Source organism: Paenibacillus sp. sgz302114 (assembly GCF_056120345.1).
Window position 1 is genome coordinate 254284 of record NZ_JBVYOI010000004.1, and the last position, 21702, is coordinate 275985.

A 21702-nucleotide genomic window follows, 5' to 3' on the forward strand; every position below is an offset into this window, starting at 1 on the left:
ATGTTCAGTGGAGTTAATGCTAACGTGGGTGGTAATAAGATATGATTTATTTTAGTAGAACAATTTTTTATGATTAGAAGATTCACTATAAATAGAGTGATGGATATGGAATAGGAGATTACTAGAACATGACTAAGCAGAACAGTCTGAATGTATTTAAACTAGCTTTACTACTGGGGATATTTTCAACACTCGGGCCTTTTACGATTGATATGTATTTACCGGCTTTTCCGGAGATTGTGAAGCAATTCGATACATCGGCGTCGCTTGTGCAAATCAGCCTAACCGCTTGTTTGCTCGGACTCGGTATCGGTCAGCTCGTCATGGGCTCGCTCAGTGACGCTCACGGTAGACGTAATCCGCTGCTTTTCTCAATGGTCGCTTATGCCATCGCTTCCTTAGCTTGCTCCATCTCGCCCAATATTGGTCTATTGATCGCATTCCGATTCATACAGGGCTTTGCTGCCTCGGCAGGCATTGTCATCTCGCGCGCTATCGCACGCGATCTGTACAGTGGACACGAGCTCACTAAATTTTTCTCAATGCTCCTGCTTGTCGGTAATTTGGGTCCGCTCGTAGCGCCGGTTACCGGTAGCGGGGTTCTGTCCTTCACGAATTGGCAAGGTGTATTTATCGCGTTGGCATTGCTCGGATTATATCTGCTGACAATGACCAAATGGAAACTTCAGGAAACGCTTCCCGTTGAAAGCAGGGGGCCAAGCAATTTCATGCAGCAGCTGGGGAACTATGGGACGCTCTTGCGAGATCGCCAGTTTGTCGGCTATATGCTGGCACAAGGGATCATGATCGCGGGTGTTTTCGCATATGTCTCGGGAACGCCTTTTATCTATCAAAATATTTACGGGGCATCACCGACCGTGTTTGCGCTTCTCTTCGGAATGAACGGCATTAGCCTAATGATCGGCTCCCAGCTTGTCGGGCGCATGGCCCATCGAGTATCCGAACATACCTTCTTGCTATTCGGCTTGCTGCTTGCCTGCTTGGCAAGTGTCGCTGTTATCGTAGTAGCCGTCGTTCATGGACCGCTATTCACATTGGTCATTCCACTATTCTGCTTCGTAGCGGCAATCGGTATCACATCAACCGCAGCATTCCCGCTGGCTATGGAGAGCCAGAAGCATATGGCGGGCAGCGCAGCTGCTTTACTCGGCGTCATTCCCTTTTTACTCGGAGCGGTCGTTTCTCCGCTAGTCGGGATTGCGGGTGAAGACACAGCTGTTCCGCTCGGCGTCATTATATTAATTACGAGCGTTGCGGCCATGCTGGCTTACTTCTTACTAGGCAAGAAGAAGCCAAGCCGTTCTTCGATTCAAGCAGCATCGAATCAACAGATGAATGAGAAAGCGATCTAATATTAGTTGGAAACCTACCTATATACGGTAGGTTTTTTTGTTAGAAGAGAATGTATAGAAAAGATAGCCGGACATGTCCATGATGCCTCCTGTAAAATTTACATTTTACACAAAACCACCGAAATCAATCCTTTGATTCGGTGGTTTTCCTTTTTGTGGATATTCGAAGCGCTTACTTTACAATTCATTAGGTTAGGTTTAACGCAGAAGAAACATCAGATCATTAATCTATAGATGTGGGAACGATCCCATGTGGGAACGGTCTCACAGCAGTGAAAGGGAGTGCATCCGTGGATAATCCGACTATCAAAGAAATTGCCCGGCGCGCTGGTGTGTCCAAATCCACCGTTTCGCGAATCATTTCCGGGAATGGTTATTCCAGCCTGGAAGCGCGCGACAAGGTGCTTGGGCTAATCGAAGAATTGCGATACAAACCGAATGCGGTCGCAAGGGCAATGGTGTCGCAAAGGACGCATAACATCGGCGTACTTCTGTACAGGCGGGAGCATCCAATCGCCTCTCATCCCTTCTACGGAAAAATCGTCGACGCTGTCTTGTTGGAAGCGACGCGCTTGAACTACTCGATCTTCGTGACAACAGATCATGATATGTCGTACCGGTCGGCCGACTTCATGATGGAGAAGCGGGTGGACGGGCTCATCCTCATTAGCCGGCTGCAGCAGAATGTCATTGATCACATAACGAGCCTCGGCCTTCCTTACGTCATGGTGAATGGCTCGACAGACGTCGACGGCGTCATCCATATCGTTAATGAGGACGAAGCGGGCGGAAGGATGGTCGCAGAGCATCTGACAAGTACCGGGCATGAACGGATTTTCGTCATCGCTGGACCTCAGAGCCACCGTAGTCACAATCTGCGCTTGAAAGGATTCATGACGTACATGAGGCAGGCTGGTATCCCGGATACTGATGCTGCGATTCAAGCAGCGGGGACGTCGACTTCCGGAGAAGGCTACGAGATTATAAGCCGCCAATGGGATGCTTTCCGAGAGGGCGGGTATACGGCGCTCTTCGCCACGAACGATATGCTAGCAATGGGCGCTATGAAGTTTCTGCTGGAACAATCGGTTCGCATTCCCGAACAATTGTCTGTGGTTGGATTCGACGACGTCGATTTCGCAGCCATGTTCTCACCATCCTTAACGACGGTCAAGGTAGATACCTCTGATATGGGCGCGCAGTCCGTCCGTCTGCTGGACCAGCTGATTAGGCAGGAGCCGAACATCACGCATCCCAGCCAGCTAATGCCCCGGCTAATCGTCAGACAGTCGAGCATTTGACTATTTATCTATTACGAGAGGAGAGACAACCGTTCATGCGTTGGTATTACAAAGCATTAGGCACCCGAAAGATCGTTGAATTTATTGTGCTTGTGCTCTTCGTGATCTTCTTTCTAGGGCCGCTGCTGAACTTGGCGATTCTGGCCTTCACCGGAAAATGGAACTATCCAGAGGTCATGCCGCATCAATGGTCCATGAAATGGTGGACCTTCGTCTTCAAACAGGAGGACATCCCGCAATCGATCGGCTTGTCCTTCATGATTGCCGCCATTGTAACAGGGTTGTCCATCGTGCTGTGCATCCCGGCAGCTTATGCGTTCGCTCGGATTCGGTTCCCGCTCAGCCGATTCTTCCTATTCTCGTTCCTGCTGACGCATGCCTTTCCGAAGATGGGCCTATATGTCTCAATCGCGGTGCTCTTCTACAAGCTAGGTTTGATGAATACGCTGCTTGGCGTTGTATTGATCCATATGATCAACGTGCTTATGTTCATGACGTGGATTCCGACCGCCGCTTTCCGGAATGTGCATCAGGCGCAGGAAGAATCGGCGAGAGATGTGGGAGCAGGGCCAATCCGGGTGTTTCTTAAGATCACTCTGCCAATGGCGCTGCCAGGCATTATCGTTGCTTCCATCTTCACGTTTCTGAACTCGCTCGACGAAGCACAGGGCACTTTCCTGGTTGGTATTCCGAATTATAAAACGATGCCGATCGTCATGTACTCCATCATTAGCGATTATCCGGCTTATGCCGGTGCTGTGTTCTCTATTATCCTGACGGCCCCGACGATCATTCTGCTGCTCGCAGCCAAACGGTTCGTAAGCGAGGATGTCATGTCCAGCGGGTTCACATTGAAATAACGAAGCATCTATTGCAAGACTAAGGAGGCTAATATGGGCATTCGGGAAACGCAAGAAACTCTAACTGTTCAACGTACTCACTACAATGAAATTCAAGGTATTCGAGACAACCACGAAATGCGAGACATCCAGGTTTCCGTTCAACAATTAACCAAACGCTACCGCACTGGGGAAGGCGTTACATCCATTTCGCTCGATGTGCGCAAGGGAGAGCTAATTACGCTGCTCGGCCCGTCCGGCTGCGGCAAAACGACAGTGCTGCGCAGCATCGGTGGCTTTCTTGAGCCGGACTCCGGCAACATTCTCATTGAAGGCGCGAGCGTGTTGAAGTCTCCGCCGGAGAAGCGTCCGACTTCGATGGTATTTCAAGGCTACAATCTATGGCCGCATATGACGGTGTTCGATAACCTCGCATTCGGTCTTAAAATACGCAAGGTGAAGAAGGATGACATTCGTAAACAGGTGGACGCTGTCTTGAAGCTGGTACGCTTGCCTGGCGCAGACCAGAAGTATCCCGGTCAGCTCTCCGGCGGCCAACAGCAGCGAATAGCGCTTGCAAGATCATTGCTCTTGAAGCCGGCCGTGCTGCTGCTCGACGAGCCGTTCTCCGCGCTTGATGCCAAACTTAGGCACGAGATGCGGGAGGAGCTCCGTGAAATTCAAGCGGAGACCGGTCTTACGATGGTGTTCGTCACCCATGATCAGGAGGAAGCGCTGTCGATTTCTGACCGCATCGTTGTAATGAATCACGGCAACATCGAGCAGATCGCTACGCCGCAAGAGATTTACGACCGACCGAATACGCTGTTCGTCGCGCAATTCATCGGCAAAATGAACTTTTTGAAAGGGGTGATTTCGGAAGGCCAAGTGACTGTCTCGAAGTTGAGATTTCCAAGTTCGAATTCGTTGTCCGGTGGGGTACGGCTGGCAATCCGGCCAGAAGATGTCATCTTGTCGAGTCAAGAGCAAGAAGGAATGCCCGGCGTCGTCAAACAGATCATGATACTGGGCCATTATGCCGAAGTGACGATTCAATTGCCTGAGCATGGTGTTATCCGGGCGTTCCAGCAGCGGGATTCCGTCAAGGAGCTGCATTCGGGCGATCCGATTTATGTCAGCTTCAAGAAAGTGCTCACTTATTCGGAAGACTACTAAACCATTCCCAAATGCCAAGGAGGCAAACAAACATGTTACGCAAAAAAACCGCTCTAACGTTAGTGACCCTGACGACTGTAACCGCAGCGCTTCTCACAGGATGTGGAAGCACGAATAATGCCGACGAAGCCAACGCTGGCGTGGCGAACAACAGCGCGACGAATGCAGGCGGCAATACGACGCAAACGGACGCGGCGGCGAAACCTGTGGAATTCAACTTCTATTTTACCGGCTCGGAGAATGTCAAGAACCTGTGGGATACCATCATTCCTATGTTTGAGAAGGAACATGCGGACGTGAAGGTTAACGAGGTATATATCCCGTCAGGTACAGGCGCGCAGCCGACATACGACCGGATTCTCGCGGCGAAGAAGGCGGGCAAAGGCTCCGGCGACATCGATCTCTACGAGGATGGCTTGAATAACGTGACACAAGGCCAGAAGGACGATCTGTGGGAAACACTCGACCCGGCCAAAATCGCCAACCTTGCCTCCATCGACGGCAAAACGTTGACTGATGTCTCCAACCTGGCGATTCCGTATCGTTCATCCGCCGTCGTGCTCGCATACAATAGCGAGAAAGTCGCAACACCTCCGAAAACATTGGATGAACTGCTCGCATGGATCAAGCAGAACCCAGAGAAGTTCGCCTACAACGATCCGTCCACAGGTGGCGCAGGCAGCTCGTTCGTAACGACGACGTTGTACAGTACTCTGCCGGAAGATGCGCTCCACAACTCCGATCCGAGCATCGAGAAGCAGTGGGACAAAGGCTTCGAGACACTGAAGGGTCTTGGCAAATACGTGTACGGCAAGGGAATCTATCCGAAGAAAAACCAAGGCACGCTGGATCTGCTGATCAGCGGCGAGGTGGATATGATCCCAGCATGGTCGGATATGGCGCTCGAACAAATCGGCAACGGCCAGCTGCCGGCGACAACCAAGCTTGCGCAGATCACTCCGGGCTTCACAGGCGGCCCAACATACTTAATGGTTCCGAAGCTGTCCGAGAAGAAGGACGCTGTCAATGAATTCCTAAACTTCGTGCTGTCTCCAGAAGCGCAGTCTGTCGTCGTGACCAAAATGCACGGTTTCCCAGGCATCCAGCTATCGAATATGCCGCAGGATATCCAAGATTCCTTCAAAGGCGTGGCGGATGGCTTCCGTACCTTCAACATCGGCGATCTCGGCACTGACATCAACAAACGCTGGCAAAGCGATGTAGCCGCACAATGATGAAGAAACAGGTGAAAATGGGGATTCTGGGATTGCTTCTGGTCATCCCCTCTTTTTTATTGCTGTTCGTCACAGTGGTCATCCCGATCGCGGTCTCTTTCAAGGAAAGCCTCTCCAACAAGGAGGGCGGCTACGATCTATCGAATTACAAGTTCCTGTTCACCGATAAGCAGATGCGCTCCAATATCGTATTCTCACTGGAAGTAACGGTCATTTCGGTCGTAATTGTGCTCATCGTTAGTTATGCGCTGGCTGCTTACATGCGTTTCAACAAAGGAAAATTAGTCGCATGGATTCGGAATATGTACATGATCCCGATCTTCATCCCTTCGGTAATCGCGACCTACGGCTTGATTCAGTTGCTCGGCAACCACGGCTGGGTATCCCGATGGGTGCTGCTGCTAGGCGGCGGGGAAATCCCGCGCATCATCTTCGATATGAAAGGCATCATCATCGCGAATTTGTGGTTCAACATTCCGTTCACCACGATGCTACTCGGTTCTGCTTTAGCTGGTGTTCCGGATTCGGTCATGGAAAGCGCGAAGGACGTTGGAGCAGGAAGACTTCGACTCTTCACCCGGTTTATACTTCCGCTCACTTACAAAACGCTGCTCGTGGCAGTTACCTTCGTCTTCATGGGTGTTATCGGCTCGTTCACCGCACCCTTCCTACTCGGACCGAATGCGCCACAAATGCTCGGCGTATCGATGGAGCAAATTTTCGGTGTGTTCCAGGATAAACAGCAGGCTTCAGCGCTGGCGTTCTTCACGTTCCTGCTCTGCTCGTTCATGGGATATTTCTACATCCGGAGCATGATTAAGGAAGAAGGTGCGCGTTCTTGATAAGACGTCTTGTTCTGGAAGCGGAGGGACAGGTGAGTCCGGTCTGCTCCAAAACGCATATTGCATACAGCTTTCACTTGAATCGACAAGGTGGCAAGCTCTGGATCGACTTCGTATACGAACCTAAAAACCTTGATGATCGTGAACAAGCGATGGGCATCGAGAGCTCGCGAAGACAACCGGGCTCCTCAAGCTGGAAGAAATTTTGCCGATCGTGCTCGCTTCTGGTAAAATCTTGAACTTGGATATAAAAGTCGATGCTGCTATTGAGCCAACTGCGGCGCTGATCCGCAAATTCGACCTGTCGCAGCAATCCTTCTTCTCGGGCTGCGAGCTGGAACGGGCACTGCTGGCTGAGCGGCTGGGGCCGGACATTCGCAGGCTGCTTAACACGGACGTCGGGCTGTTCAAGACATTAAGTTACCGTGAAGCAATGGTTCAAACTTGTGCGGATGCAAGCGCAGCCTCCTGCTTTGGCGTGAATATATTTCACGGTCTTTTGAATCAAGAATTTGCAGATTTTGACTCAGGGCTAGGATTGCCTGTATATGCGTGGACGGTCGAGGATGAAGTGATGATGCGCCAATACGCGGAGTGGGGTGTCCATTCCATTACGACCCGAAATGTTGCGGCACTGGTGCGAGTGAAACAGGCATTCCAGCTCCAATAGCCTACCTTCTTCTCAACGCTCAGAACCTACCTAAAATGGTAGGTTTTTTGGTTTTGCAATCCAAAATCCGTTGAATATATTTACAATGGTTCGTACATAGATTACGCTTACATTTACCTGATAGTGGAAACAGAGGAGGTACAGTGATGGTAGATAAAATATTTGAAGAGCCGCGGCTAGCAGAAATCTATGATTGGTTTGATTCACCCGAACGCCCCGATCTTGCCCCCTATATTGCGCTTGCAGAAGAATTCGGAGCTCAGTCAGTCATTGATCTTGGCTGTGGAACTGGCATTCTTGCCTGTCGACTAGCAGCGCTTGGTAAGGAAGTCGTTGGAATCGATCCGGCACTTGCTTCGCTTAACGTTGCAAGAGGAAAGCCGGATGCGGAGCGCGTAAAGTGGATTCACGGAACAACGGCAATGCTTACTGGCTTGCAAGCGGATCTGATCACAATGACTGGCAATGTTGCTCAAGTGTTTGTAACAGATCAAGAGTGGATATCCGTACTTCGCGATTGCCGAGCGGCTTTACGGTCAGGTGGACGGCTTGTCTTCGAGGTCCGGGATCCAGCAAAGGAAGCATGGAAGAACTGGAATCGTGAAGAGACCTATCAGATGGTTGAAGCACCTGGTATTGGAAGGGTAGAGTCGTGGACCGATCTCATTGATGTGCAGCTTCCGCTTGTAACGTTCCGCCACACATTCATTTTTCATAATGACGGTTCGGTACTCACTTCAGAATCGACACTGAGGTTCCGGAGCCGATCCGAGATTATTGATTCTTTAGCCGCAGCGGACTTAATAGTCGATGATATTCGCGATGCACCTGATCGTCCTGGATTGGAATTCGTATTCATCGCTCGCTGACGGAAAGTGCTTATTACGGTAATGGATTCACAGGATAATTTAATTTCTTCACGAATACTTCAGACAGGGAAAATTTACGGAGGTGAGCTGCTTGGGAGTTGGGATTAACGGAGGAGTGTGGCCTACGATGGTCACGCCTTACACGAGTGATAATCGGATTGATTATGCAGGGCTCGAGAAATTGATTGAATGGTATATAGCACGCGGTGTTCATGGGTTATTTGCGGTGTGCCAATCCAGCGAAATGTTTTACCTGAGTCTCGAAGAGCGGGTTGCTTTGGCATCTTTCGTCAAACGTACTGCCGCGGGGCGCGTACCTGTCATTGCTTCCGGTCACATCTCTGAAGCGTTCGAGGATCAGGTCGAGGAATTAAACAGCATATCCGAAACCGGAATCGATGCACTGGTATTGATTACGAACCGCCTCGCATCACAAGAGGAGTCCGACGAGGTATGGATACAACGGATGGAGCGGCTGCTGCAGCAACTCCCGGAGGAGTTAACGCTTGGCTTGTACGAGTGCCCGTATCCGTATAAGCGGTTATTGTCACCTAAGGTAATTAAGTGGTGCGCGGACAGCGGAAGATTCCGGTTCTTAAAGGATACCAGCTGCGACCTCGAAGACATTCGGCTAAAGCTGGAAGCGGCGGGCGGGAGCGGACTGCAGATTTTTAATGCCAATGCAGCAACTGTGTATGAATCGTTGAAACTAGGCACGGCAGGATTCAGCGGCGTCATGGCAAATTTTCACCCGGAGCTGTACGTTTGGTTAGTGGAGAATTGGAAGGATCGCGATGAAGCAGCAGCCAGCTTGGCCGACTTGTTAAGCGTGTGCTCATTGATCGAGAGACAGCTCTATCCTGCGAATGCCAAGTATCATCTGATGCTGGAAGGTATTCTATCAAATGACTTCTGCCGGAATTTGAATGGACAGACGCTGACCGCGACCAATCGGCTGGAAGTCGAGCAACTTCGGCGGTTGTTCGGTGAATACTCGAATCGTATTAGCAAGATTACTCAATAAGAACAGTAAGGTGGTTTTCCAATTCTTTAGAAGAGTGATCAAGCAAAAATAGCTCTTGTCCGCCATCTGGAACGTGAGGATGCTCCAAATAATTAATGCCTTTAAACACAAGGATTCCCTAGTGTTTAAAGGCATTAATTATTTGTCCGTCTTAACTCACTTCTCGCTCAAACGGATTTGATTGATGGCTTGAGCCAAAATATCCATCGTTCGATTCGATTCCGCTAGTGTATTTGCCGTTCCGCCGACTTCGATTAATGCGCTGTTAGGAGAGTAGTTTTGATTGTACCATCCGTTACCGACGCTTTTATCTTTATAGTAGATTCCTCTGGACAGAACTGGGTATTTGGCCGTGACCAAAGCTTGTAATTTAGTGGCGAAGGCAGCGTTCTGCTTCCAATTCGGATTCTCGAGTCCGATTACGAAATATAGCTTGGCATAGTTCATACCGCGAATGTTCGCTGTCGTCTCGATTCTCGGACTCGTGTCGCGATGAAGATCAAACATGTACTTGATTTGCGGATGCAGAGCAAGCTGATTGGCAATCGTTTTGCCCGAGTAGACGTATGACTTCCCATAACTGAACTGGCTGCCGTATATAGATGCGTAGTCATAGGAAGTATGATAAACCTCCGCGCCCATCGCTTGCAGCATACCAGTGAGCCGAGCTCCTAGCATGGAGACATTCGTTGTCGCATTAAATGCGAGATCGGGGTTCGTTACGCCTGGCAATTCGGGGATCCACGATTCCCGATTATGAGACTGGTAAATATAGATCGCTGACTTAGAGACTGGATTTACAGGTGCCGAATTCATACGGATGACCAGCTTAGTCGGATCGCCGCTATTTACAATTTGATAGCTCACTTGCTGTTTTAAATCTGCTACGACTTGAATGGTCGACGTTTCCGAATCCTTCATGATGTAACGGATCCCAGATATATAAGGGTTACTCGTAGTAAGGTTAGACACTGAACCAACTGTATTCTCGGAAGGCTCGCTAATTGGCCCATTAAACGTTACACCTGGCAGGTCGACGACCAGACGATCCGGATTAGTTAATGTGGAGACGCTAGGAGAGAAGCTGCCGTCGGTTGCGATTGTGAATATATTATTCTCCAATTGAATAGCTTGCAGCGCAGGATATTGTTCCGGAGGTAATGTAGGTACGCTCGGATCGGTGGCAGGATCGCTGCCGGATACGCCGCTATTCGTTCTCCATAAACTGACTGCATTAGCTGAAGCATTCCACTTCACGATAAGACCAAGACTCTCGGCTACAAAACGAATCGGGAGCATCGTAACTCCATTAATGACGATTGCTGGCTGCTTCAAAGGCATTGTTTTGCCGTTCATTATCGCATAGGCGCCGTTAATCGGCAGAGTGATTGTCGTGTTATCGCCCGATAAGGTTGTAATTTGGCTCTTCTTATTCCAGATGATGCTAGCGCCTAACCCTTCGGCAATGACGCGAATCGGTACCATCGTGGTTTGATTAATCATACGGGGAGCAACGGCCGATTTTAGCTTTTTACCGTCAAGGAACAGCCCGATCGTTGCGGGTGCCGCATAGGTAGCCGGAAGAGCTAAGGTAAGCAAGAATAAAAACGAAATCAAAGCAAGAACCAATCTTCTCATCGTGCACCTCTAGTCTAGTTGTCAAATCTAGCAAACTCTTGTCATATCAAAAAAATGAACGCCTCTTTAAAAATAAGAAACTTTCACCATTTATACAAGACCATATTATTGGTAATGACCAACTAAGGACCAAGGATAACAAAGATTAGAACAGATTCTATCAAAATCCCAGTCATCCTTTTATACGATTGAATAGATTAATAATGTAATAGTCGTGCAGAGTAGAAGGGGGATACCATATGGCTGTCAGCAAAAACCAGATTTCGAAATATTACGGCAAGAAGATCTATGCGGTTAAGAAGGACGGAACAATCGTTACAGGGGTACTGACGCAAGTTCAAGGTAATCGTGTGGTTCTGACACAGTATAGACAGGAAGAAGGGAAAGCTGTAAAAGCGAAATTTCTTCTTCCCTTGTTGTTATTTGATTTACTCGCAATTGGGCTGTTTGCTGGGTTTGGCGGATTCGGTGGTTTCGGAGGTTTTGACGGAGGTTATTACTATTAATGAATGATGAAGAAGGTATGGTCATATATCCATTAGAATCCGCGATTTCAGCGGATTTTTTTTGTGCAAAGATGGCGAAGCTACACGATCGGAGAGCAGTGGAAGACAGGTACTAGCTTGATATGGTACTTATCAGAACTTCTATGGAATTAGATAATGTGAGCATAGGACTTTAAAGTGGAGGACGGAAATGGTTATAAATTATAAAAGGGTACTTTGCGTTATATTGCTTGTCATGGAAGGCATCCCATTAATAAGCTATCCGTTTGTATTAATTGCAGACATGATGACATTAGCTGCAGAACGGACAGGGAATGAAAGCATCTTACTCGAATTCATTGTTTCAGCTTTTCTTATCGCGTCTAGCTCGTATCCCCTAACGTATTTTCTAAGTGTGATGTATTATTCCAGAAAACATAAGCGAAACTATGGCAAGCTGTGGGTACCTCTAGTTCCATTCGTTCATCTCGTTATTACGGTCTTACTGGCTTATCTGTGGAGCATTTCAGAGTAAGCTGCGGCTATAGCTGAACACTTGTTCAAATCATGCTATTGTATAAATAGAGAATCTTAGGAGGGTTTGGAGCATGGTTCAATCAATCATACATATCGCTCTTGTTGTAAAAGATTATGATGAGGCTATTGAATTTTATACGAAGAAGTTAAATTTCATAGTAGTTGAAGATACGTATCAGCCAGAGCAAGATAAAAGGTGGGTAGTCGTCTCTCCGCCTGGTTCAGTTGGCACCACCATATTACTCGCAAGGGCATCAAAACCTGAGCAAGAGTTGTTTATAGGTAACCAGTCCGGCGGCAGAGTCTTTCTGTTTTTAAACACAGATGATTTTTGGCGAGATTATAATGAAATGCTCTCAAGAGGAGTAGAATTTGTGAGAGAACCAGTACATCAATCCTATGGTACCGTAGCCGTATTTAAGGATTTATATGGGAACCTCTGGGATTTAGTGCGGATGGAAGAAAAACGCTAATTGAATGTCATAGTCAAAAACCTCCTATTTAGAAGCAATCTAGAATGAATTGCTCCAATAGGAGGTTTTATTATGAATTCAAACGAGCTATGAGTTCGAGGTCAGCCATTGCGCACTGTTCTGAATGAGCATGCGGCAGGATGGTTGTAAGAACGATGGTTTGTGATGGCCGGGCATTAAGTACACGATCCGGCCTTGCCCGCGGACCGCAGTCCATGCAGCCGCAATGCGCCGGTCGCCAAGCGTATATTCGAGCAGCACTTCAATGCGTGCTTCGGAATCAAACTCGAATTGATACGGCTCTTCCTCAAGCGAGAAAGGCTCGATGCCACTCGTAACCGGATGATAGGCCGTGGTTTTGTAGAAGTCTAAACGCTGATAGTCCGGGTGACCGGTAAATTTGCCGCCAATGAGCATCGCGCACTCCTTATGCGACTGCAGTGAAATGCCGTTATGTATGACGAGCAGGCTGCCTCCGCGCTGCACGAATTGGACGAGCGACTCTGCGAGGTGATCCGCCACCGGCACCGTCCAGCAGTCGGTGTAAGCAATTATTAAATCGTACGAATGAATGATATCAGGGTCAAGCGCACTGTAGTTATCGGTAAAATCGGTTGCATAGCGGTCGCCAAGAATAGCAGCTAGCTCGTCTTGAATATGAATCAGCGGGTGGTAGGGTGCTCGTTCATTGTTGTCGCCTAGCACAAGAATATGTTTCTGGACAGTCATCTCGTAATCCCTCGCTTTCTTTGGCTTACCAAGGCAATTCGTTCCCTGCATAATCGAGGTATCTTGGCCTCTCTCCCGGTGAGGCGGATATTTCTTCCTCAATCCGAAGGATGAGATGAGACGCGGACTCGTCCGCAGTTAATGTCGCTTCTGTATTTAAGGAGCCGCTCATGTAAGATTGCACCCATCCCGGGTGGAGAAGCAGCACTTTTCCGCCGGACTTCTTCACTTCGTTATGAATGAGAGTTCCTTGCATATTGACGGCTGTCTTCGACATGCAGTAGCCGAACCAGCTGTTGCGCTCGCAATCGGCAATGCTGCCGGCCTCCGAGGAGATTTGCACGAATAGCTTCGATTCGCCACAAAGTACGAGCGGCGCTACAGCGTTTGAGACGCGAAGCGGACCAAGCGTATTGACATTATAGACGTGCTGCATGTCCGCGAACGGAAGCGTATCGAGGATCGTCGCTTGAATATCGCCTAGAATGCCCGCGTTGTTGATGACCAGCTCCAAGGTGTCGGTGATGCGGGCAATTTGCGCAGCAGCATCGGCGACGCTTTGATCGCTAGCGACGTCCAGCTCAACGAGAAGACAGCTGGTCCTTCCACAATTCAGCAAGCTCAGCCAGCTGCTGATTGTCAGCCATGTAGCGTCCTGCAATGACGTAATAGTGACGATTAAGTAATTCCTTGACGAGCGCAAAACCGAGACCGCGGTCTGCGCCAGTTACGAACGCATATCGTTTCATGGAAAAGTGCCAACTCCTTCACCGGTGAACTAGTGGTTGCAGGTACACTTGTACCTTTTTCCATTTTACTCTTTTTCCGCTAACCGCGATATTCATATTCATATTCCGTGCCGGCATGGGTGGATCACTGGCAATAGATGGGGCGGCCGCTCTGGCTGACGCTTTTCACAAATACGATGGCGATTTTGAACTTGCGTTCCAAGAGTACAATAAGAGTTTCCGTCCTTTCATCGAGGAAGTGCAAGCGAGCGCGGCAAAATTCGGTGTAGAGTTTCTTGTAAGCCATACGCGAAAGAAATTCGCAAGCGTAAGGACTTTTACTAAGGGGATGTCAACCATAAAAATACTTTTTATATGCAGCAGAAACAAATGGAGAAGCCCAACGGCCGAAAAAATTTTTCATAAATGGAATGGCCATGATGTGAGATCTGCAGGAACAGAAGATGGTGCTAGGATTAAGGTAACAAGCGGGCACATTGGATGGGCAGATGTCATATTTGTTATGGAAAAAGAGCATATGAGCCGACTCAAACATAAATTCGGATACGCACTAAATGAAAAGACGCTCTGGAGCCTAGATATACCTGACGATTATGGTTATATGGATGAAGAGCTCATTGAAATAATAAAAGCGAGGGTTTCGGAATATATAGAAGTCCCAGGGTAGAGGGTATGAAGATGACGGATAACAAAAAACGGATTGTTGTTTGCAATGATGTAGGTGGATATGTAGACGCTCTGACAAGAGGAAAGCAGTATGAAGTCATTGCGGAGGACGAAACAAAGGATCAGATTAGAATCGTTGGTAATAATAATCGATCAAGGTGGTTTAGAAAGTATCATTTTGTCCCTGAAGGCAGTAGCGTGCCTGTAATGATTGATTGGAAATTCGACGATCCGATTGAAGATACAACTGAAAATTCTCTGCAGCACGTTGAGATTACCATTACCTTAAGTGAAGGTACTAAAAGATGGTGTTCGCTTTGTACGAAGGCTGGATTACTGGACTACATCAATCGGAATATGGACGGGAATGGTTTCTTTGTAGAGAACCAAATTATTGTGAAGAACTTTACGCATGAAGTGGTCAATGATGCACTAAAGCATTTAGATCAACAGAATCATTTAGAAAAATTGACTCGGTTGTTAAGGTAAAAGGATTAAACTAACAGGCATAAAAGGATATGAAGTTGACTGTTTTTATCAACTTTTTGGAATCAAAAAAAATTATCACACACAAAATTCTCAATTTAAAATATTTTTAGACAAATTTCAGAAGCTTTTTTATCGATTATGGGATATACTTGTGAATAGTCCGCTTTGAGCGGCATTATGTTTTTAAACTTTGGAGGTTTTTAGTTAATGGAAACAGGTACAGTGAAATGGTTTAATGCAGAAAAAGGTTTTGGCTTCATTCAAAGAGAAAACGGTGACGATGTATTCGTTCATTTCTCTGCTATTCAAGGCGACGGTTACAAATCTTTGGACGAAGGTCAACGCGTTGAATTCAACGTAGTTAAAGGCCAACGCGGTCCACAAGCTGAAAACGTTGTAAAAGTGTAATTTGTAAGCCTGCTTCCTGACGTCGAGTCAGGGACAGGCTTTTTATTATGAATTGCCCATGAAGCGGGTTAGCGTTAGTTAACGAACGCAAAAAAAGAGTCGAGTTAGAAGGCCAAGTGCCTCCTAACCGACTTTTTTTATGCCCGAAAATGCGACTGAACTATGGTTGTTGATTCAACTACTTTATATCCATAACTTGGATGGTAAGGGGTGGTATGAAAGGCTCATGTTCGAAAAAAATAGTGGTGAATCCATTTGTCATCGAGTAAACTCCATATTTAGGACCTCATGTAGAGATCAAGCTCAGAAGAGGAGATGGCAGCAGCAATGATACTACATATTGTAGATAAATCAGAATGGGAAGAGGCACAGAAGAATGGTCTATACGCTCCCTCCAGTTTAGAGACGGACAAATTTATTCATTGCGCCACCAGCGAGCAAGTCATTGGTGTTGCAAACGACTTCTTTAAGGGTTCCACTGGCTTATTGCTTCTTTGCATTGACGAGAATAAGGTTAGCGCTAAAATCGTTTATGAGGATTTATATCACACAGGCCTGTTATTTCCGCACCTATATGGCCCTTTAGAATTGGACTCCGTATATAAAGTCATTGATTTCGAACCTAACATAGACGGACTCTTTAGCCTTCCAGCTGGTATATCCACGTAGCAATGGAATTTTATCATCAGGAGGAGGGGGACGTAAATGGCACTCAAAACCAAGTTCAGCGACAAGGAACTTATCCATATTCTTTCACACTACGATCTAGGTGAATGCATTCATTCAGAACCATGTGCGGGCGGGACCGTGCAAACCAATATCGTCCTCTACACAACCAAGGGACGGTACGTGTTCAGATATTATGAGAATCGCAAGGAAGGATCCGTCTTATTCGAAGTGAGCCTCCTAAGCTACTTGAAGGATCGACAGTATCCTTGTCCGGCACCTATATGTAATAAGCACGGTGGCTTTATCGGCGTTCATCAGCTGAAGCCTTATGTCCTCTTCGAATTTATGGACGGTCAACATATCAGTAATCCGACGATGAAGCAACGGAAACAGCTCATTCAAAAAGCGGCCGAGCTGCACAGCCTTACTCAGCATTATTCCCCAGTAAATCGTGATGAACGATTAAATTACAGTATGGATCTCTGCCGAGAGCTTGCCTATCAAGCATCCCAGAGGATCAACACCAGGGATGCGGCGGAGAAGTTCTCCTGGCTTGATAAGGAATTGCATCAGCTTCAGCTGCCTCAGTCACTGCCGATGGGAATCTGTCATGCGGATTTCCACTTTTCTAATGTTCTATATCGGAATGGTGAGTTTCATGCATTGCTGGACTTTGACGATGCCAATTACACGTATCTGCTATATGATCTCGTAGGCTTGATCGAATCCTGGGCATGGCGTCACGATCATGACAACATCCTTGAATTTGTGAAAGCTAGACAGGTTCTCTCCGAATATACGAAATGCAGGGCGTTGCAAAGCTTGGAAGAAGTGCATCTGTTTGATGTCTATAAGCTAAGCATCTTAATTGATTGTGTTTGGTATTTTGATCGAGGACATGTGCAGGATTTTTATGAAAAACGAAAAATCGACTTTTTAAATGCAATTGGGCGAGAACAGTTTCATCATCAGCTGTTTGGAGCTATTTCATCTCTTTGACTTTAACCGCGCTCTGCGCGGTTTTTTTTGTTATAGGTACATCATTGTCGAGGGAGGAGGTTTTTTCTCAAGATGGCAGAATTTTATAAAGAACTCGATCATTTTGTCATACGCGCTACCTGATCTTCTTCTATAATTTTGAATTATGAAGGGGGATAAAAGTAATGAAAAATGGCTCAGCTGCATATAAGATTCCTCTTCAGCAGTTACGCATGCTCATGCTTGAACCAATTCGAATCGGCGGCCTGACGATTACTTTGCTAGACGCGTTGTCAGCCGATCATGATGTAGATTGGTCGTATCCATCTCATCGACATCCTTGGTATGAATTTAATTACGTGTCTGATGGTGGCCTGTACACGACAATAGCTGGGGACGAATTCCGTATTGAAGCGGGACAGTCCTACCTTATTCCACCAGGTATCGTTCACTCGCATCGGCATCGGCAAGGGGAGAGTGACGAGGGGTTCTGCCTTCGATGGCAAATCGTAGAGGAAGCCCGTGATGATGTCGGAACGGGTACTGGCGAAGAAAAGGAATTTCTACGATGCTTCGCGCAAATACGCCCTTATGCGTTAAAACCCGAAACGGCTGCTCCTCTGCTAGCGCTTCGTCCAGAGATGAGCGTGCTTGCACTGCGATCGGCTTTCGCGAGCTGGATAATCGGGCTGTTTGAAGACTGGCGCGCTCATACGCATATTCATTTATTGCAGACTCACGATCACAGCGACGTGATTGTGAGGCAAACGCTGCTGTACTTGAACGCCTATTATGCGACCGAGCTGCGCGTACAGGATATCGCTAGTAGCCTGCACGTTAGTTACCGGACGTTAGCGAGGCTATTCAAACAACGAACTGGCGTAACGGTCATCGAGAAGTTGAACGATATTCGCATCAGACAGGCGAAGAAGCTATTGATCGAAACGCAGCTGACGCTGAAACAAATTGCGCTTGCCGTAGGATTGAAAAATGAGTTCTATTTCTCCACTTTATTTCGTCAGGTAGCGATGGTGACACCGTCTTCATTTCGCGAGTTACATAAGCCCTGGTCGGAACGATTGACTGTTACTTGAAGCATCTAATCGAGAAGGGTGAGGTTCAAATAATGACGCAAATCGGAAAAATCCATTTGATTGGCAATGCCCACTTAGACCCTGTATGGCTATGGCAGTGGCAGGAAGGCTATGGTGAAATTAAAGCGACGTTTCGTTCTGCGCTTGATCGTTTGAAGGAGTATCCGGAATTCGTCTTCACCCGATCCTGTGCAGCCTATTATGCCTGGATTGAAGAAAATGCGCCGGATATGTTCGAAGAGATCAAGGTACGCGTCGCAGAGGGACGCTGGATCATCGTCGGCGGCTGGTGGATCCAGCCGGACTGTAATTTGCCCTCTGGGGAATCATTCGCGCGGCATGGCCTATATGGTCAGCGCTATTTTCAAGAGAAATTCGGTGTGATGGCAAAGGTGGGATACAATGTCGATTCCTTCGGCCATAACGGCATGCTGCCACAGTTGTTGAAGAAGAGCGGCATGGATTATTATGTATTCATGCGCCCTGAGAAGCACGAGAAGGAACTGGAGCAGAATTTGTTCTGGTGGGAATCGGAGGATGGCAGCCGTGTCCTCACATTCCGTCTCTCCGATAACTATTCGACAAGCTGGGGAACGCCGTTTGAGGATAAAGCGTTGAACCATGGATTAATGGCAGATGCTGACGGGCATCCACATATGACGTTCTACGGAGTTGGCAATCACGGTGGCGGACCGACAATCGGTAATCTGGAGGTCATCCAAGGACTACAGGAAAAGTTCGGTAAAGACCGTCTTGTAATCAGCACGCCTAATCATTATTTTGCCGATATCGAGTCGGCTCAGCCTGAGCTGCCTGTATTGAAGGATGAGCTGCAGATGCATGCAGTAGGCTGCTATTCCACGCATTCGGAATCGAAGGAGAACAATCGCCGTGCCGAACATCGTCTCCTAAACGCTGAGAAGTTCTCTTCGACCGCAAATGTGCTGCTTGGGCTAAAGTACCCGAATGAGCAATTGAAAGTCGCTTGGGAGAATGTGTTGTTCAATCAGTTCCACGATATTATGGGCGGCTGCAGCATACGGGAGGCATTCCAGGATGCTCGTGAATCGTACGGTGAGGCGCTGCATATTGCGGCAAAAGCATTGAACGCGGCGACGCAGCGCATTTCTTGGGCGATTGATACGATGAAGCCGGAAGTGCGCACACTTAGTAAGGATAAGAACTGGATGTCGTGGGAGCAGGGCGATCTCGGCACGCCGTTCGTCGTCTTTAATCCGCTGTCTTGGGAAGTAGAAGTACCCGTTCACGCCAACCGCAAGATGTCGGCTGTTTCAGATGAGCTAGGGAACCCTGTACCGATGCAAACGGTTCGTGCTTCAAGAACGAACGGACAAGACAATTGGGATACGCTCTTCATCGCACAAGTCCCGGCAATGGGCTATCGCGTATACTGGTGCTACCTAACGAACGACTCTCTATCTGCGTCGGTGGACAACCCTGTGATCGCAGAAGGAAATGTGCTGGAAAATGCATTCCTTCGCGTCGAATTTAATGCGAATTCAGGTACAATCAAGCGGCTGGTAGACAAACGGACAAATACAGAAGTGCTAGACGGTCCAGGTGCAGTGCCTGTTGTAATCGACGAGTATCATAGCGATACGTGGGGACATGGCTTGCATAGCTACCGTGATCTAATCGGCTATTTCTCGGATGCCGAGGTGAAAGTGCTTGAACACGGACCACTGCGTGGTATCATTCGCGTTACGAGCCGCTATAACGGCTCAACCTTGCGTCAAGACTTCACTCTGCATCACCATGCCGCTGAAGTTCAAGTTAACGTGCAGCTCGACTGGAGAGAGAAGCACAAGATGCTGAAGCTGTCGTTCCCAGTCGCAGTCGAGCAGGCGGAATCGGTGTCGGAAATTCCGTATGGTTTCATTCGCCGTGAGACGAACGGCAGGGAAGTGCCGGGGCAGCAATGGTTCGATGTGTACGGACAGGCGCAGGGGACAGGTGAATTGCGAGGTCTGGCTATTCTTAACACTGGCAAGTACGCATACGACGTGATGGGGTCCGAAGCTCGAATGACGGTTGTACGCAGCCCGATCTTCGCCGATCACTACGGAGAACGTGACGATCAAGTGGAATATATGGATCAAGGCATACAGCAATTTAGTTATGCGCTTGTCCCACATAGCGGCTCCTGGCAGGAGAGCGGCATCGTGCGCAAAGGCTATGAACTGAACGTACAGTCAATCGGCGTATGGGAAACTTACCATGAAGGTCCGCTGTCGCAGCGTATGGAAGGCATCCAAATCGCTTCTGATCAAGTGGCGGCAACTGTGTTCAAGCAAGCAGAAGACGGTGACGGCTGGATTGTGCGCTGTTACGAAACGTCGAACTCTTCGGTGGAGACAGATATCGCTCTTCCGTTCTTGAATCGTTCTTGGAAGGCAAGCTTTGGCAAATGTGAAATCAAGACTTTCTTCATTCCAAGCAATACGGACCAGCCCGTACAGGAAGTGAACTTGATCGAGTATCAATAAACCGATCCTAACGGGAGATAGTGATTATTTGAAATTTTATTATTCTTATGTCGATTCTGCTTCTTCCTGTTCGTTGTATTGCTATGGAGGCCGGTTATGGATGGTCATCTAGAGAAAGAACTTGTCTCAACAATGAGGAGGAAGATGCATGTTATTTATGTTGATAGTTAAAGCTTCAAAGTATCCGGAAGGACCGAGCCCTGAGCTCCATGAAGCCATGTCGAAGTACAATGAGGAATTGGTTGAGGCAGGCGTGCGGGTTATGGCTAAAGGACTTCATCCAAGTTCAACGGGGATTCGCATTTCGTTTCCAAACCCAGGGGAAAAGCCGGTCGTTACAGATGGCCCATTTACGGAATCGAAAGAACTGATTGCTGGGTTTATTCTTATTGATGTGAATTCGAGAGAGGAAGCCATCGAGTGGGCTATGCGAATGCCGGACCCGCAAGGACGTGGAGAAGGTCAGATTGAATTGCGTCAAGTGTATGACCAGCGCCCAAGTTAGAATCCCTTCTGTTTATTTCACTTGCTGTCCATTGCCGCGTATATCGCGGAACTCCAACGAGCCGATGATTTCTCCATGCATATTGACTGAAAGTGGACATCTACATCCCTATGACAACCAGAATCCAGCGGTGCAGCTGCCTGAGGGAATAACGCTGGAGCAAATGCTGTTCCTGTTAACAGAGATCAATGAGCAATTTCAATCGCGGGAACCGCATGTAGGGTTCATACACCCCGTCATACACAAATCAAGTGCACTCCGTCACATTGGCGGATATGATTATCGCTTTCTTCCAGGGAAACAAGGCTATGAATCTTAATAATCTCGTCATAACACTATCAACCGTCTTAGGTTACTTTATAAAAACATATGCAAGCTGGATTAAATGTGCTTAGACCGAACGGGGAGCGACACTTCAATAAATGTAATACGATTGAAATCCTATC

23 protein-coding genes are annotated in these 21702 nt (G+C 47.8%); 19 read left to right on the forward strand and 4 right to left on the reverse strand.

Annotated elements, in window-relative coordinates; all coding sequences use genetic code 11:
* The first annotated feature begins 128 nt into the window (after positions 1-128).
* From AC0LWF_RS13250 to AC0LWF_RS13290, 9 genes are all read left to right on the forward strand, one after another.
* Positions 129-1373, forward strand: coding sequence for a multidrug effflux MFS transporter (locus AC0LWF_RS13250; RefSeq protein ID WP_474652000.1), 1245 nt, complete (start codon positions 129-131; stop codon positions 1371-1373).
* Positions 1374-1663: 290 nt separating this feature from the next.
* The gene (locus AC0LWF_RS13255; protein WP_474652001.1) at positions 1664-2674 is read left to right on the forward strand and encodes a LacI family DNA-binding transcriptional regulator; all 1011 of its coding nucleotides are present in this window, start codon (positions 1664-1666) and stop codon (positions 2672-2674) included.
* A gap of 35 nt (positions 2675-2709) precedes the next feature.
* The gene (locus AC0LWF_RS13260; protein WP_474652002.1) at positions 2710-3534 is read left to right on the forward strand and encodes an ABC transporter permease; all 825 of its coding nucleotides are present in this window, start codon (positions 2710-2712) and stop codon (positions 3532-3534) included.
* A 117-nt stretch (positions 3535-3651) separates the two neighbouring features.
* Complete coding sequence (locus tag AC0LWF_RS13265; protein WP_474652245.1) at positions 3652-4689, forward strand: ABC transporter ATP-binding protein; 1038 nt, start codon at positions 3652-3654, stop codon at positions 4687-4689.
* Between the two features lie 32 nt (positions 4690-4721).
* The gene (locus AC0LWF_RS13270; RefSeq protein WP_474652003.1) at positions 4722-5924 is read left to right on the forward strand and encodes an extracellular solute-binding protein; all 1203 of its coding nucleotides are present in this window, start codon (positions 4722-4724) and stop codon (positions 5922-5924) included.
* Positions 5924-6766 (forward strand): ABC transporter permease, encoded by an 843-nt coding sequence (locus AC0LWF_RS13275; protein WP_474652246.1) that lies wholly within the window; start codon positions 5924-5926, stop codon positions 6764-6766. Before AC0LWF_RS13270 ends, AC0LWF_RS13275 begins: the two co-directional genes overlap by 1 nt.
* Before the next feature lie 205 nt (positions 6767-6971).
* Positions 6972-7436 (forward strand): glycerophosphodiester phosphodiesterase, encoded by a 465-nt coding sequence (locus AC0LWF_RS13280; RefSeq protein WP_474652004.1) that lies wholly within the window; start codon positions 6972-6974, stop codon positions 7434-7436.
* A gap of 146 nt (positions 7437-7582) precedes the next feature.
* Positions 7583-8305 carry a class I SAM-dependent methyltransferase gene (locus tag AC0LWF_RS13285; RefSeq protein ID WP_474652005.1) on the forward strand — a complete coding sequence of 241 codons (723 nt, stop codon included), beginning with the start codon at positions 7583-7585 and terminating at the stop codon, positions 8303-8305.
* Between the two features lie 115 nt (positions 8306-8420).
* Positions 8421-9329 (forward strand): dihydrodipicolinate synthase family protein, encoded by a 909-nt coding sequence (locus tag AC0LWF_RS13290; RefSeq protein WP_474652247.1) that lies wholly within the window; start codon positions 8421-8423, stop codon positions 9327-9329.
* Between the two features lie 156 nt (positions 9330-9485).
* Here AC0LWF_RS13290 and spoIIP read toward each other — a convergent pair whose 3' ends face one another.
* Entirely contained in the window at positions 9486-10967 is a 1482-nt protein-coding gene (spoIIP, locus tag AC0LWF_RS13295; protein WP_474652006.1) for a stage II sporulation protein P, read from the reverse strand.
* A 239-nt stretch (positions 10968-11206) separates the two neighbouring features.
* Between spoIIP and AC0LWF_RS13300 the strand changes: the two genes are divergently transcribed.
* The gene (locus AC0LWF_RS13300) at positions 11207-11473 is read left to right on the forward strand and encodes a hypothetical protein (RefSeq protein ID WP_474652007.1); all 267 of its coding nucleotides are present in this window, start codon (positions 11207-11209) and stop codon (positions 11471-11473) included.
* 587 nt (positions 11474-12060) lie between these two features.
* Positions 12061-12462 (forward strand): VOC family protein, encoded by a 402-nt coding sequence (locus AC0LWF_RS13305; RefSeq protein ID WP_474652008.1) that lies wholly within the window; start codon positions 12061-12063, stop codon positions 12460-12462.
* A gap of 87 nt (positions 12463-12549) precedes the next feature.
* On the opposite strand, the gene AC0LWF_RS13310 is transcribed toward AC0LWF_RS13305, so the two are convergent.
* Genes AC0LWF_RS13310 through AC0LWF_RS13320 form a run of 3 tightly spaced genes read right to left on the reverse strand, consistent with a single transcriptional unit; the run spans position 12550 to position 13940 of the window.
* The gene (locus AC0LWF_RS13310) at positions 12550-13191 is read right to left on the reverse strand and encodes a ThuA domain-containing protein (protein WP_474652009.1); all 642 of its coding nucleotides are present in this window, start codon (positions 13189-13191) and stop codon (positions 12550-12552) included.
* Between the two features lie 25 nt (positions 13192-13216).
* Entirely contained in the window at positions 13217-13810 is a 594-nt protein-coding gene (locus AC0LWF_RS13315; protein ID WP_474652010.1) for an SDR family NAD(P)-dependent oxidoreductase, read from the reverse strand.
* Entirely contained in the window at positions 13773-13940 is a 168-nt protein-coding gene (locus tag AC0LWF_RS13320; protein ID WP_474652011.1) for a hypothetical protein, read from the reverse strand. Before AC0LWF_RS13320 ends, AC0LWF_RS13315 begins: the two co-directional genes overlap by 38 nt.
* Before the next feature lie 337 nt (positions 13941-14277).
* Here AC0LWF_RS13320 and AC0LWF_RS13325 point away from each other — a divergent pair, with 337 nt between their 5' ends.
* The 8 genes from AC0LWF_RS13325 to AC0LWF_RS13360 all read left to right on the forward strand — a co-directional run bounded on the left by AC0LWF_RS13325 (position 14278) and on the right by AC0LWF_RS13360 (position 21256).
* Positions 14278-14607: a low molecular weight protein tyrosine phosphatase family protein gene (locus AC0LWF_RS13325; RefSeq protein ID WP_474652248.1), complete on the forward strand. Its 330-nt coding sequence runs from the start codon at positions 14278-14280 to the stop codon at positions 14605-14607.
* 11 nt (positions 14608-14618) lie between these two features.
* Entirely contained in the window at positions 14619-15095 is a 477-nt protein-coding gene (locus tag AC0LWF_RS13330) for a hypothetical protein (RefSeq protein WP_474652012.1), read from the forward strand.
* Between the two features lie 207 nt (positions 15096-15302).
* Positions 15303-15503 (forward strand): cold-shock protein, encoded by a 201-nt coding sequence (locus tag AC0LWF_RS13335; protein ID WP_090577021.1) that lies wholly within the window; start codon positions 15303-15305, stop codon positions 15501-15503.
* Positions 15504-15818: 315 nt separating this feature from the next.
* Entirely contained in the window at positions 15819-16172 is a 354-nt protein-coding gene (locus tag AC0LWF_RS13340; protein WP_474652013.1) for a DUF952 domain-containing protein, read from the forward strand.
* A gap of 36 nt (positions 16173-16208) precedes the next feature.
* Entirely contained in the window at positions 16209-17171 is a 963-nt protein-coding gene (locus tag AC0LWF_RS13345; RefSeq protein WP_474652014.1) for a homoserine kinase, read from the forward strand.
* Positions 17172-17335: 164 nt separating this feature from the next.
* On the forward strand, positions 17336-18244 hold the full coding sequence (locus tag AC0LWF_RS13350) for a helix-turn-helix transcriptional regulator (protein ID WP_474652015.1): 909 nt from the start codon (positions 17336-17338) through the stop codon (positions 18242-18244).
* Positions 18245-18276: 32 nt separating this feature from the next.
* Positions 18277-20751 carry an alpha-mannosidase gene (locus AC0LWF_RS13355; RefSeq protein WP_474652016.1) on the forward strand — a complete coding sequence of 825 codons (2475 nt, stop codon included), beginning with the start codon at positions 18277-18279 and terminating at the stop codon, positions 20749-20751.
* 148 nt (positions 20752-20899) lie between these two features.
* On the forward strand, positions 20900-21256 hold the full coding sequence (locus AC0LWF_RS13360; protein ID WP_474652017.1) for a YciI family protein: 357 nt from the start codon (positions 20900-20902) through the stop codon (positions 21254-21256).
* Positions 21257-21702: the final 446 nt, after the last annotated feature.

What these genes read in the sequence shown, in the direction of transcription:
- AC0LWF_RS13250 (WP_474652000.1), top strand. Translation starts at nt 129, where the DNA reads ATGACTAAGCAGAACAGTCTGAATGTATTTAAACTAGCTTTACTACTG.
- AC0LWF_RS13260 (WP_474652002.1), top strand. Translation starts at nt 2,710, where the DNA reads ATGCGTTGGTATTACAAAGCATTAGGCACCCGAAAGATCGTTGAATTT.
- AC0LWF_RS13265 (WP_474652245.1), top strand. Translation starts at nt 3,652, where the DNA reads ATGCGAGACATCCAGGTTTCCGTTCAACAATTAACCAAACGCTACCGC.
- AC0LWF_RS13270 (WP_474652003.1), top strand. Translation starts at nt 4,722, where the DNA reads ATGTTACGCAAAAAAACCGCTCTAACGTTAGTGACCCTGACGACTGTA.
- AC0LWF_RS13275 (WP_474652246.1), top strand. Translation starts at nt 5,924, where the DNA reads ATGAAGAAACAGGTGAAAATGGGGATTCTGGGATTGCTTCTGGTCATC.
- AC0LWF_RS13285 (WP_474652005.1), top strand. Translation starts at nt 7,583, where the DNA reads ATGGTAGATAAAATATTTGAAGAGCCGCGGCTAGCAGAAATCTATGAT.
- spoIIP (WP_474652006.1), bottom strand. Translation starts at nt 10,967, where the DNA reads ATGAGAAGATTGGTTCTTGCTTTGATTTCGTTTTTATTCTTGCTTACC.
- AC0LWF_RS13300 (WP_474652007.1), top strand. Translation starts at nt 11,207, where the DNA reads ATGGCTGTCAGCAAAAACCAGATTTCGAAATATTACGGCAAGAAGATC.
- AC0LWF_RS13305 (WP_474652008.1), top strand. Translation starts at nt 12,061, where the DNA reads ATGGTTCAATCAATCATACATATCGCTCTTGTTGTAAAAGATTATGAT.
- AC0LWF_RS13310 (WP_474652009.1), bottom strand. Translation starts at nt 13,191, where the DNA reads ATGACTGTCCAGAAACATATTCTTGTGCTAGGCGACAACAATGAACGA.
- AC0LWF_RS13320 (WP_474652011.1), bottom strand. Translation starts at nt 13,940, where the DNA reads ATGAAACGATATGCGTTCGTAACTGGCGCAGACCGCGGTCTCGGTTTT.
- AC0LWF_RS13330 (WP_474652012.1), top strand. Translation starts at nt 14,619, where the DNA reads ATGACGGATAACAAAAAACGGATTGTTGTTTGCAATGATGTAGGTGGA.
- AC0LWF_RS13335 (WP_090577021.1), top strand. Translation starts at nt 15,303, where the DNA reads ATGGAAACAGGTACAGTGAAATGGTTTAATGCAGAAAAAGGTTTTGGC.
- AC0LWF_RS13340 (WP_474652013.1), top strand. Translation starts at nt 15,819, where the DNA reads ATGGCAGCAGCAATGATACTACATATTGTAGATAAATCAGAATGGGAA.
- AC0LWF_RS13345 (WP_474652014.1), top strand. Translation starts at nt 16,209, where the DNA reads ATGGCACTCAAAACCAAGTTCAGCGACAAGGAACTTATCCATATTCTT.
- AC0LWF_RS13350 (WP_474652015.1), top strand. Translation starts at nt 17,336, where the DNA reads ATGAAAAATGGCTCAGCTGCATATAAGATTCCTCTTCAGCAGTTACGC.
- AC0LWF_RS13355 (WP_474652016.1), top strand. Translation starts at nt 18,277, where the DNA reads ATGACGCAAATCGGAAAAATCCATTTGATTGGCAATGCCCACTTAGAC.
- AC0LWF_RS13360 (WP_474652017.1), top strand. Translation starts at nt 20,900, where the DNA reads ATGTTATTTATGTTGATAGTTAAAGCTTCAAAGTATCCGGAAGGACCG.